The 12505-nt window shown below is 73.7% G+C and carries 8 protein-coding genes; 5 read left to right on the top strand and 3 right to left on the bottom strand.

Annotation, left to right across the window (positions count from 1 at the left end; translation table 11 throughout):
- Positions 1-68 precede the first annotated feature (68 nt).
- Positions 69-2861 carry an AfsR/SARP family transcriptional regulator gene (locus VET29_RS01950; protein ID WP_324913715.1) on the top strand — a complete coding sequence of 931 codons (2793 nt, stop codon included), beginning with the start codon at positions 69-71 and terminating at the stop codon, positions 2859-2861.
- A 133-nt stretch (positions 2862-2994) separates the two neighbouring features.
- Complete coding sequence (locus VET29_RS01945; protein WP_324913713.1) at positions 2995-4245, top strand: hypothetical protein; 1251 nt, start codon at positions 2995-2997, stop codon at positions 4243-4245.
- 5 nt (positions 4246-4250) lie between these two features.
- Here VET29_RS01945 and VET29_RS01940 read toward each other — a convergent pair whose 3' ends face one another.
- From VET29_RS01940 to VET29_RS01930, 3 genes are all read right to left on the bottom strand, one after another.
- Positions 4251-6713, bottom strand: a complete 2463-nt coding sequence (locus VET29_RS01940; RefSeq protein WP_324913711.1) for an ATP-binding protein — start codon at positions 6711-6713, stop codon at positions 4251-4253.
- 98 nt (positions 6714-6811) lie between these two features.
- Positions 6812-7477, bottom strand: a complete 666-nt coding sequence (locus tag VET29_RS01935; protein ID WP_324913709.1) for a hypothetical protein — start codon at positions 7475-7477, stop codon at positions 6812-6814.
- Between the two features lie 132 nt (positions 7478-7609).
- Positions 7610-9751, bottom strand: a complete 2142-nt coding sequence (locus VET29_RS01930; RefSeq protein WP_324913707.1) for an ATP-binding protein — start codon at positions 9749-9751, stop codon at positions 7610-7612.
- A gap of 150 nt (positions 9752-9901) precedes the next feature.
- Here VET29_RS01930 and VET29_RS01925 point away from each other — a divergent pair, with 150 nt between their 5' ends.
- From VET29_RS01925 to VET29_RS01915, 3 genes are read left to right on the top strand one after another with little or no spacing between them, the layout of a single operon-like run.
- Positions 9902-10498 (top strand): NAD(P)H-dependent oxidoreductase, encoded by a 597-nt coding sequence (locus VET29_RS01925; protein ID WP_324913705.1) that lies wholly within the window; start codon positions 9902-9904, stop codon positions 10496-10498.
- A 46-nt stretch (positions 10499-10544) separates the two neighbouring features.
- A complete protein-coding gene (locus VET29_RS01920) occupies positions 10545-11489 on the top strand; it encodes an NADP-dependent oxidoreductase (protein WP_324913703.1) in 945 nt (314 codons plus the stop codon).
- 39 nt (positions 11490-11528) lie between these two features.
- Entirely contained in the window at positions 11529-12479 is a 951-nt protein-coding gene (locus VET29_RS01915) for an alpha/beta hydrolase (protein WP_324913701.1), read from the top strand.
- The last annotated feature ends 26 nt before the right edge of the window (positions 12480-12505 follow it).

Genomic DNA, 12505 nt, shown 5'->3' with positions numbered 1-12505 from the left:
AATGTCTGCATTGCCCTGGTCACCGCGCTATGTCTGTGGCAAGCACACGTCGCGTTGGGGAGGCGGGCATGGCGGCCATGATCACCTTGCTGGGCGAGGTGACCGCGCAGGTCGACGGGCGGGACGTGGACCTCGGGCCCCCGCGGCAACGGTGTGTGCTGGCCGCGTTGGCGGTGGAGGCCGGCCGGCTGCTGCCGGCGGAACGGCTGGTGCGGGCGGTCTGGGGCGTCGACACCCCGCGGCGGGGGCGGGCGACGCTGCACAGCCACATCTCACGGCTGCGCAAGGCCTCGGCCGGCGGGTTGGCCATCGTGTACCGCTCCGACGGCTACACACTGGTGCTGGACCAACCGGACCAGGTGGTCGACCTGCTCCGGTTCCGTGCCCTGTGCGACCGGGCCCGCGGCGGCGGGGACGACACCCGCACGGTGGAGCTGCTGACCGAGGCGCTCGCGTTGTGGCGCGGAGAACCGCTGACCGGGTTGAGCGGCGAGTGGGTGGAGGGCGAGCGCGACCGCTGGCAGCAGGAACGGTGGGCCGCCGAGCACGACCTGGTGGACGCCCAGCTCCGCACCGGCCAGGGTGAGGAGCTGGTGGCACGGCTGTCGGCGCGGACCAGGCAGCAGCCCCTGGACGAGCGAGCCGCCGGCCAGTACATGTTGGCGCTGCACCGCGCCGGACGCCCGGCCGACGCCCTCGACCACTACCGGCGACTCCGACAGCGTCTGGTCGCGGAGTTGGGCACGGATCTCGGCGCGGCGCTCCAGGCTCTGCACCAACGAATACTGGCTGCCGACCCGTGCCTGGACCCCGCGTCAGGAGGCGCCGAGGCGACGTCGGTGGCGGTCCCCCGCCAACTGCCCGGCGCGCCGGCGCCGTTCGTCGGCCGCCGCCGGGAGCTGGACCGGCTCGAAGCAACCCTCGCCACCGAGCGGGTCTCCCCCACGCTGCTGATCTCGGCCATCGGCGGAACGGGTGGGATCGGCAAGACCTGGTTGGTCCTGCACTGGGCACACCGCAACCTGCGCCGCTTCCCCGACGGGCAGCTGTTCGTCGACCTGCACGGCTTCAGTCCCACCGGCCGGCCGGCACACCCGGCCGACGTCCTCGGCGGATTCCTCGACGCCCTGGGGGTCGACCGCGACCACCAGCCCGCCGAGCTCGACCGGCGCGCCGAGTCGTACCGGAGCCTGGTGGCCGACAGACGGATGCTCATCGTGCTGGACAACGTCGCCACCACCGACCAGGTCATCCCGCTGCTGCCCGGCGGCCACCACTGCACGGTCATGATCACCAGCCGCAACCAGCTCCACGGGCTCATCGCCCGCCACGGCGCCCGCCCGGTCCACCTGGACGTGCTCACCGACGCGGAGGCTCATGCCCTGCTGACCACCGCACTCGGCCCCGACCACGCACACGCCGACCCCCGGGTGATCACGGAGCTGGTCGAGCTGTGCGGCCGCTTTCCCCTCGCGCTGGGGCTGATCGCGGCCCGCGGCGCCGCCGATCCACGCCTGCCGCTACGCGACATCGCCGCCGATCTCCGCGCCCTCGGTCCGGACGCCCTGGACTCCGACGATCCCACCGCCAGCCTGCCCGCCGTGCTCTCCTGGTCACTGCGCCACCTCACCGACCGGCAACGCGAGGTGTTCGCGCTGCTGAGCATCGCCCCCGGACCCGACACCGGCCTGCCCGCCGCCGTCTGTCTCACCGGCCTGGCCGAACGCGAGGCGCACGCGGCACTCCAGGCGCTCATCGATGCCTCGCTCGTCGAGCGCACCGCCGGCGGCCGCTATGCCATGCACGACCTCGTCCGCGCCTACGCCACCACCACCGCCGACGCCCTGCCCGCCGAGGTTCGGGAGGCGGCGCTGGGCCGAGTCCTCGACCACTACACCCACACGGCGTACCTCGCCGACCAGCTCGTCCATCCCCAACACCACGCCGTACGGCTCGACCCGCCGGCCGGCGGTGCCCACCTCCCGCCGCTGCCCGACGCCTCGGCGGCGTGGGCCTGGCTGGACACCGAACACGCCTGCCTGCTCGCCGCGCAACAGACCGCCGGCGCCCACAACCGGTACGCCGCCGTCTGGTGGCTGGCCTGGAGCCTGCACACCTTCCACTACCGCCGGGGTCACCGCCACGACCAGCTCACCGCCTGGCAGGCCGCCGCCGACGCCGCCGTCCACCTACCCGACCCCACCGCCCATGCCCACTCCCACCGGCTCCTCGGCCTCGCCCACGCCCGCCTGGACCACCACGCGGACGCGCTTCACCACCTGCGCCACGCCCTCACCATCGCCGAACACCACCGCGACCCCACCGAGCAGGCCCACGCCCACAACGAGCTCGGGATGGTCTGCGCACAACGAGGCGACGACCGGCAGGCGTTGGCGCACGCGCGCCAGGCCCTGGACCTCTACCGCGGGCTCGACAAGCCGATGTGGGAAGCCCGCGCGCTCAACGGGGTCGGCTGGTGCGCCGCGCAGCTGGGCGACTACGAGACCGCCCGCGAACACTGCCAGGCCGCCCTCACCCTGAACCGGCAGCAGCACAGCGTCGACGGCGAGGCGGCCGTACTCGACAGCCTCGGCTACATCGACCACCACAGCGGCCGCCACACCCAGGCGATCGACCACTACACCAACGCCGTCGCCCTCTACCGCGACCTGGGCAACGCCTTCGAGGCAGCCGACACGCTGGAGACACTGGGCCAGACACACCGCGCCATCGGCCAGCTCACACAGGCCCGCACGGTACTGCGCGAAGCCCACCGCCTGTACCGGGAACAGGGCCGCCACGACGACGCCGCCCGAACACAGCGAGAACTCGACACCCTCGACCGCGACCCGAGGACCTGAGGCCCCTCCACCGAGTCGCCCTCTCCGTTGGGCTGTCCGGGAAGTCGCCGGTAGCCCGGCCACGGCCCGACGATTGGGTCGCACTGGCAAAGCCGGCCGGAACGCCGGAGAACTCGGAAAGGGGGCGATCATCGTGGCACGAGCCGGATGGTGCGTCGCCGTGGTGGCGACGTTGCTGGCCTCGGGCATCGCCGGTGGTCCGGCGGCGGTGGCCGCGGCGCCCGGCGGCGGCGACGTGCTCGCCGACCAGACCAGGCTGGTCGCCGCCGCGGACCTGATCGAGGGCGCGGGCGGGGACGGCTACGCGGGCATCTCCCTCGCACCGGAGAAGGGCGAGCTGGCGCTGTACTGGCACGGCACACTGCCGGCCGAGGTCCAGCGGGCCGTCGAGCAGGTGCGGCGCGAGGTGGTCGTGCGGGTGCTGCCGGCGGCACATTCGGAGCGCGAACTGCTGGCCGTCGCGCAACGACTCGCCAGGGAGCCCGGTGTGACCGGCGTGGGACCTAAGGTGGACGGCAGCGGGCTGTGGCTCGGCTATGCCGGGAGCGTGGCGTCCGCCGAGTCCGTGCCGGCCATCCGGGACGCGGGCGTGGACGTCGACCTCGAACGGCGTGAGTACATGCGGTCGGCCGAGCTGGCCGTGCCGTCGCAGTGCGCGTTGATGCCGGTCGACCGGCAGGTCGACTGGTGTCCGTTCAGCGGCGGGGCGACGTTCACCTTCCCGAGCGGCGGGGGCCGCAGCCGGTGCACGACGGGCTGGCCGGTCGAGGCCAGCGGGGTGCCGGGTGGGTCCGACCCGCAGTACCTGCTCACCGCCGGGCACTGCGGCAGCGACGGGCTCGCCGTCACCAACAGCGTCGGCGCGCCGATGGGCACCGTCGAGAAGGACACCGACAGCCGGGACATCATGCTCGTCAAGGCCCCTGCCGCGGCGAGCATCTTCGTGGGCGCGTGGAGCTCGAACACGCTCAAGCCCGTCGGTGGGACCGCCGGCAACCACGTCGGCGAGTACGTGTGCACGTCCGGTGCGGTGAGTGGTTCGCACTGCAACCTCAGGATCGAGGCCACGAACGCGTTGATCACCCTGACACCCCCGACCGGTGCGCCCTACCCCGTGGCCCCCATGGTGATCGCGGCGAGCCACGACGGGTCGGTGGCGGTCGCGGGCGGCGACAGCGGTGGTCCGGTCACGACCAACGCGTTCCAGCCCTCGTCCGTGTACGGGGTGGGCACGATCTCCGGGGGAGACATCGACATCCGGTGTCCACAGGGGACAGTCGCCCAGACAACCCCCTGCTACCAGCGGGTCACGTACTCGCCGTTGCAGGAGTCCCTGGCGTACTACCGGACGACGCTCTTCGATCTGCACCTCATGACCGGGTGACCTGGTCACCCGCGCAGAAGATCCGGTGGCAGGGCACCGGATCTTCGGCGTTCCAGCTTGTGCTGGACCTGCGCGGCGTCGGGGTGCCCGAGGTCGCGCAGGATCAGCAGGGCGCGGCCCCATGCCGTCCCGGCGGCATCGGGGTCGCCCGCGGCGTCGTGGGTGTCGCCGAGATGGTGCAGCGTGTCGGCTTCGTAGTAGCGGTCGCCGAGGTCGCGGTACAGCTCGACGGCCTGCCGGTACCTGGCGACCGCCTCGTCGTGCCGGCCGAGGTGGTGCTGGATGTGGCCGAGGCTGTCGAGCGAGCCGGCGACGCCGTCGCGATCCCCGAGTGACCCGAACAGCTCCAGCGCCTCGCCGCAGTGCGCCAGTGCCTGCTCGTGGTCGCCGAGCTTGGTCTGGCACCAGCCCAGCGCATTGAGCGCGCGGGCCTGCCAGGCGAGGTCGCCGGTGGCGCGAATGAGCCGCAGCGACTCCCGTGCCTGGACGACACCCTCGGCGTAGTCCTCCTGCCGCTCGCACACCCAGGCCAACGCCAGGTGGGTGCGTGCCTGACCGGCGTCGTCGCCGAGGGCACGCCAGTGGGCCAGCGCCCGCTGATGGTTGGCGCGCGCCTCGACGAACTCCCGCAGCAACGTGCAGGCGCGGCCGAGCTGGCGGTGGGCGACGGCCTGCGCGGCGACGTCGCCGAGCGCGACCGCCGCCGCGACGGCGGTTCGCTGGGTGCCGGCGTAGTCGAGCCAGTGTCCCTGGCGGTAGAGAAAGGTGGCCAGGGTCAGCGGCAGCTGCCAGGCATGCGTGTCGAACCCCTCGGCGGCGGCCCTGTCGACCGCGGCCAGCAGCACGGCACGCTCCGCGGTGAACCAGTCCAGTGCCTCCTGGTGACCGGAGATCTGGTGCGTGAGCGCACCCGGCACCGCCGGCCGCGGCGTCATCGGCTCCAGCGGCGGGTCGAGGAACCTGGCGGCCGCGACACCGGTGTGCAGGTAGCCGTCCAGCATCCGGCGCAGCGCCGCGCGGCGATCCTCGCCGGTCTCCTGGAGCTGGGCCTGCTCCGCGGCGTAGGCACGCAGCAGGTCGTGCAGCAGGTAGCGGCCGGGCACGTGCTCGCCGACCAGGTGTGCCCGGGTGAGCTCGGTGAGCAGCCGGTGTGCCGCGGCGACCGGGATGCCGGCCAGCGACCCGGCGGCGACCAGGTCGGCATCCGGGCCGGGATGCACGCCCAGCAGCCGGAACAGCCGCGCCGCCGCGTCGCTGAGCATCCTGTAGGACCACGAGAACACGGCCCGGACGTCGGTGACCGCGTCGCCGCCCGCGAACGCGTCCAACCAGCCGTGCGCCGCGCTCAGCTCGCGGGCGAGCGCGGCCAGCGCGAACTCCGGGTGCGTGGCCGCCCTGGCCGCGACGATCACCATCGCCAGCGGAAGCCGCACGCAGCGGGCGATGATCTCGTCGGTGGCCTCGGGTTCGGCGTGCACCCGGTCGTGCCCGACGCGGCCGGCCAGCAGCTGCCGGGCCTCGGCCATGGACAGCACGTTCAGGGTGATCGGGTGCGCGCCCTCCGCGGCGACCAGGCTCGCGAGCTGGTTGCGGCTGGTCACCAGGACCCGGCAGTCGGACGAGCCGGGCAGCAACGGCCGGACCTGCTCGGCGTCACGCGCGTTGTCCAGCACGACCAGCATCCGCCGGCCCGCCAACAGGCTCCGGTAGAGACCGACCTGCGCGTGCAGCTCCGCCGGGATGCGCTGGGGCGGCGCGCCCAGCCCGTCGAGCAGGCCCCGCACCGCCTCGGCCGGGCTCATCGCCGGCTCGGTGGGGTCGAAGCCACGCAGGTTCAGGTAGAGCTGCCCGTCGGGAAAGCTGTCGCGGACCTGGTGCGCCCAGTGCAGAGCGAGCGCCGTCTTGCCGACTCCTGCCGCGCCGCCGATGGTCACGATCGGCATGGCGCCGTCCGGTGGTCCGTCCCCGGACAGTGCGGTGGTGAGGCGGATCAGCTCGTCGGCCCGGCCGGCGAAGTGCCGGACGGCCGCCGGCAGCTGCTTCGGCACCGGCGGCCCGTCCTCGGTGGCGGCGGGCGGGTCCGGCTGCCGACCGTGCTTGGCCCTGCGGTGGATCTCGGCGCGGACCGCGACCGTGAGCCGATCCTCGCTGCGACCGGCGTCGACGTCCCGGAGCAGCTGCCAGTGCAGGTCGTCCCACCGCAGAAGGTCGACAACCTCGGCCGGCAGCGGCGAACCGGTCTCCTCGGCGTGCGCCGAGCACGCCGCCACATAGCCGACGACGAACTCCCACTCCGGCATCGACTTGGCGTTGAGCTTGTCGCTGATGGTCGAGCGCGCCAGCGGTCGCTCGGCGACGGCCGCGGACAGTTCCACGAGCCGGTTCAGCGACGGCGCACCGGCCAGCTGCCGTATCCGGTTGAGCTCGGCGACGAACCGGTCCAGCGCCTGCCGCCCCGCACCGGTCACCGGCCAAGCCTAACGCCACGGCCGCGCCGCGGGGAGGGTTCCGCACACGGCGGAAGCCGGCCTGGCCGCCCACGCCAGGCCGGCTACCCGGGCCGCGCTCAGCCCGCGATCACCACCTGCTCGGAGAGCCCCGTGTAGGCGTCGTCGAACCGGGCGGCCGCCATCGCCAGCAACACGCCCGGCGCAGGGGCGCCGGCCGGGTTCTGCAGGTACAGCTGCAACATCGCGATCCCGTCGGCGACGTTCCGGCCCGCCGCCCCGACCCAGGAGTTCCACGCTCGCGGGGTGGGATCGAACGTGTTGTGCACTGGGTCGGCCAGGCCGACCTGCTGCACGCTCAGCCGGGTGCCGAGGCTGCTCCTCGCCACGTTGGTGAACATGCGCATCGCCTCGGCGCGGAAGGCGTCGCGGGACGGCTGGCTGGTCGCGGCCGCCGCCTGACCGAGCACGGACAGTCCGGACACGATCCCCTGGTTGATGGAGTTCTCGACGCTTTCAGGCAGTACCAGAGGATCCTCGCGCCAGAGGATCGCCGGGCCGCACGGCGGGCAGTCCTGACCCGGCCAGAACATCCTGCGTACCAACAGTGGGGGGCACAGGACGCGGACGATGAGACCGTTCTGTGTGACCTCGTAACAGAACGGGCTCCTGACGGGATCGGCGGTCGCGCCGGTGGGCGCCGCGACGGCCTGCGTCAGGCCGATCACCAGCGCCCCCATGATCAGTAGGAACCGCCGCCACCTGATGGTCGATGTTCGTTTCATGGTCGAGCGTCACCCTTTCCCGATTGGCGGTACGTGGCCGGAGCACTCACGGCCTCGACGCGGGTAACTGTGCTTCGTCCGCCGGATGTCCGGCCGGTTCCCGGAAAGCGGTCCGCGACGTCGTTCGCGAGCTCACCGCTCCGGTGACGTGCGCGGCGCGGCCAGGTGGCGCAGAAGTTGTTCGATGAGCCGCTCCTTGGCCAGTGCGAGGTGGCGGCGGTACGTGCCGTAGGGCACCCCCAGCCGGCGGGCGGTCGCCTTGTGGGTGCGGGAGGCCGAGATGTACGTGGCGGTCAGCACGTCGTACGCCTTCACGCCAGCGGGATCGACCTGCAGCGCGTCGAGGGCGGCGGTGAACGCGCCACGCAGTGCCGCCACGGGGTCGGCCGAGTCCGGTGGTACGAGGCGCGAGTGCAGCAGGACACTGGTCGCGAACTCGCGAGGGGTGCGCCAGGTGCGCAGTGCCTCCAGCACGCCCTCCTCGAACGCCGCCCGCGTCAGGCCGTCGCCGCGCTCCTCGGCCGGGCCGCCGGCGGACGGGAGTCCCGGCCACCCCGCCACGGGCTCGGCCAGCGCGCGAGCCCTGTGCTCGACCCACTTCTCCACCGGCTGCCGCCGCCAGTCCCGGCCGAAGACGTGCTGCTGCCGCCCGTCGACGTCGACCGCCACGACCTCCAGCATCCCGGCCTCGGCGAGGTAGCGCCGCCACCGCTCGGCGTCCTCGAAGACGGTGAAGGTCACCGCGCGGCCCCGGGTCCTCATCTCGGCCGCGATGGTGCGCCTGCTGATGAGGTCCATGAGCGGTGAGGGCCGCTGGTGCCAGCCGGGCTGCACGGCGAAGCGGCGGATGCCCAGGTGCTCACCCTGCCCCAGCGGGGCGACCGCCTCGACGAAGTCCCACAGCGCCGCGATCACCGGGTCCTCGGCCCGGTCCTCGGGCAGTGGCGCCGACAGCCGCAGGATGGCCATGAACGCGACGGGCGTGGCGGAACCCGAGTAGCGGTAGACGCGGAACGCCCGCGGTTCGCGGCGCACCCAGTGCGCGACCGCCTTCGCGGACGTCGGGCCCTCCGCCTCCGCCGCCATGCGCAGGACGTCCGGCACGTCACCGGGCCGCAACGCGGTGTCCTCGACGTGCGGGTGCGCTCGCCAGTCGTACAGGTCGTCGCGGCTGTCCTGGTCGCGGAAGAGGAACATCCACTCCGCGACGCGCAGCAACGCGTCGTCCGCCGAGGCGCCGCGCACCGCCTGCAGGCACGCGACCGAGACCCCCACGCGCACGTCCTCGTAGCGCTCGGGGTCCCGCCAGCGCAGATCGGCCGCGAGCGTGGCCCGCACCGCGTCGTGGGGGTGCAGCCCCTCCGGGACGGCCTCGATGTAGGGCAGCTGGCGCAGCCAGGGGAACACCGTCGCGGTGTCCTCGTCCCCCAGCACCGCGCGCAGCAGCGACTCGCGGGTGACGTACGCCTGCGCGACGACCTCCAGCGCGCGCCGGTGCGCGGCGCTCGGCAGCTCGCCCACCAGCCGCGCCACCAGGGTGGTCAGTACGTCGCCGGCGGGCTTCCACAGTGGACTCGCGGCCGGCGCCGGAACGGGCACGGACGCGGCGAGCGAGAGTACGAGCGGGCTGCCCCCGGCGAACGCGACGATGGCGGCGCGCTGCTCGGCGGCGACACCGCGTGCCGCCAGCAGGGCGCCGGACTGGGCGTCGTCGAGCGGTCGCACGACCAGTTCGGCGAAGAGCTCCGCCCAGCCGGGGTCCAGCGACCACTCGGGGTCGGGCGCGACCCGGCTCGCCAGCACGACGAGCGCGCCCTCGGCGAGCCGGAGCAGGAAGGTGTCGCGCAGCCACGGTTCGAGCGGCTGGCAGTGCTCGAAGGAGTCGATGAGGAGCACCGCGCCGGGCTCGGTGCACGCCAGCGCGGCCGCCTCCTCGACGCGGCGCGGATCCGCGTCGAGGAACCGCGCGTCGAGGTGCACCACACGGCGTCCGGCGGTCTCCGCCCGCCCGGCGGCGTAGCGCAACAGCGAGGACTTGCCGATGCCGCCGGGACCGTGGACGTAGGCCAGCAGCGGGGCGTCCGCCGCTCCCGAGAGCATCCGGTCGAGCACCGCCCGCTCCGGCTCACGGCCCACCAGCGCACCGGCCCGTGCCGCGGCCAGCCTGCCCGCCAGTCCCGTCGCACCCACTCCGCGTTCCTCCCTTGGCGCCATCTTCCCGCGTTGGGCGCCGACCAGCCATTCCGGCACCTCGGCCCGGGCAGGACCGGACACCGGTGAGCACCGGAGGACGTGGCGACCGGACACCGGCGCGGCGCAGGGTCGGAGTCAGGAGGACGGCGCCGCCGCCCACGGACCTCGAGGACCGTCCGGTGAGTATTCCGCACGGGGCGACCCCGCGGCGGTCCGATCGAAGGAGGGTCGGTGACGACCACCACGTTCGGCTCCCTGGTCGTCATCAGTGCCGGCATGGGCGAACCGTGCCCGACACGCCGGCTCGCGGACCAGATCGCGGCGTCCGTCTGCCGGTCGCTCGCGGCCCGCGGCGAGCGGGTCGAGCTGGAGGTGGTCGAGCTGCGCAGGCTGGCGACCGATCTCGCGCACCATTCCGCGCGGGGCCACCCCAGCCCTGACCTGCGCGAGGCGATCGCGGCAGCCGCCGAGGCCGACGGGCTCGTGGTGGCGACACCGGTGGTCGTCGCATCCCCCAGCGACGTCTTCGGGTCGTTCTTCGGCGCCTTCGAGGACGGGGGCATGTCCGGAATACCCGTCCTGCTGGCGGCCACCTGCCGATCGCCGTGGCGGTCCCCCGACGTCGGGCGGGTGCTGCGCGGTCACCTCGCCCGCCTGCACGCGGAGCCCGTGCCCACGGTCGTCGTCACCGGCGCCGGGCGGCGGGAGGGACCGGCGGACGGCGTGGCGCGGCTGCGTGGGCGCATCGACCGGGCCGCCGCCGAGCTCGCCGCGGCATGGGTTCTCCGCACCGTCGCGGCCGATCCGGAACGGATCGACAACAGGTGATGCGGACTCGCGTCACCGTCAACTCGAACGAAGGAGTAGCTCCCTGATGAAGGCAGTGCGTTTCCACGACTACGGCGACCCCGACGTCCTCGGCTACGAGGACGTGGCACAGCCCGTCCCCGGCCCCGGGCAGGTCAGGGTGCACGTCGCCGCGACGTCGTTCAACCCCATCGACGCCAGCGTGCGCGCGGGCAACATGCGCGGCCCGATGCCGGTGGCACTGCCGCACACGCCCGGCCGCGACGTCGCCGGCACGGTCGACGCCCTGGGCGAGGGCGTGGACGGCCCGCGGGTCGGCGACGCGGTCGTCGGCTTCCTGCCGATGGTGGACGACGGCGCGGCCGCGGAGTACATCGTGACGCCGGCCGAGCTCCTGGCGCCGGCGCCCCGGAGCATCCCGCTCGCGGATGCCGCCGCGCTGCCGCTGGTGGGCCTCACCGCGTGGCAGGCGCTCTTCGACCACGGCAAGCTGACGGCCGGGCAACGTGTGCTGATCAGTGGCGCGGGTGGGGCCGTCGGCGGGTACGCCGTGCAGCTGGCCAAATCGGCCGGCGCTGTGGTGATCGCCACGGCCGGCCCGGGCAGTGGCGAGCGCGTCAGGGCCCACGGCGCCGACGAGGTCATCGACCACACCACCACCGAGGTGACCGCCGCGGTGACCGAGCCGGTCGACGTCGTGCTCAACCTCGCGCCGGTCGACCCGGCGCGGCTGGCGTCGTTCGCGACCCTGGTCCGTCCCGGCGGTGTCGTCGTGAACACGACGGTGTGGATGCCCGCGCCCGCCGACGAGGAGCGCGGCGTACGCGGCGTCGACCTCTTCGTCCGCAGCGACGCGGCACAGCTGTCGCGCCTGGTGGCACTGGTGGACAGCGGCGAACTGCGAGTCGACGTCGCCCAGCGGGTGCCGCTGGCGGAGCTGCCCGCGGTCCACACCCGAGCCGCCGAGGGAACGCTGCCCGGCAAGGTCGTCGTCCTGCCGCCCAGCGCCTGACGACTTCGTCCACCACCTCGACAACTCCGAAGGAGAGCCATGTCGTTGACCCTGGATCCCGAGATCGCCGCGGCGCTGGCCCCGATGGCTGGCGCGATGGCGGAGGCCGACCCGCCCGCGGTGGGCGACGTCGCGGCGCGGCGCGCCATGTGGGAGCCGATCATCGGCGCCGCGGGAACGGCCCAGCCGATCCCGGCCGACGTGACGACGCGCGAGTACGACATGACGACCGACGACGGCGCGCGGATCACGGTGCGCTGGTACGCGAAGGACGGCGCGACGCCGGGGCCCGCCGTGCTCTTCCACCACGGCGGCGGGTACATCTTCGGCCACATCGACCTGTTCGACGGGCCGGTCTCCCGCTACGTGTCGGCCAGCGGGGTGCCGATGCTGTCGGTCGAGTACCGCCGCGCGCCAGAACACCCCTTCCCGACACCACTGGAGGACGCCTACGCCGCGCTGTGCTGGCTGCACGAGCGAGCGCCCGAGCTCGGCGTCGACCGCGACCGGATCGGTGTGATGGGCGACAGCGCCGGGGGCGGCATGGCGGCGGCGTTGACCATCCTCGCCCGCGACCGGGGCGGCCCGAAGATCGCCCGGCAGATCCTGATCATGCCGATGCTCGACGACCGCACCACCACACCCGACCCGCACCTCGAGCCCTACGTGCTGTGGTCCTACGACGACAACCGCACCGCGTGGCCCGCGCTGCTCGGCGAGGTCGCGGGCGGACCCGACGTCCCGGCCACCGCGGCGCCGGCCCGGCTCACCGACGCGACCGGCCTGCCGCCCGCCTACATCGAGGTCGGCCAGCTCGACGTGTTCCGCGACGAGGACACCGCCTACGCGACGAAACTCAGCCAGGCCGGGGTGCAGGTCGAGTTCCACCTGCACCCCGGAGCCCCGCACGAGTTCGACTCCATCGCCTTCGACTCCGACGTCGCCCGCCGCGCCATCGCCGACCGCGTCCGGGTCCTCAGGTCGATCTGAGCGGACCCGAGCCGTTCGCCGTTCCC

Origin of the sequence: Actinophytocola sp., assembly GCF_035634895.1 — a bacterium.
Classification (GTDB): Bacteria; Actinomycetota; Actinomycetes; order Mycobacteriales; family Pseudonocardiaceae; genus Actinophytocola.
The sequence above is the reverse complement of the archived record's forward strand: the minus strand, read 5'-3'. Positions and strand labels throughout refer to the sequence as shown.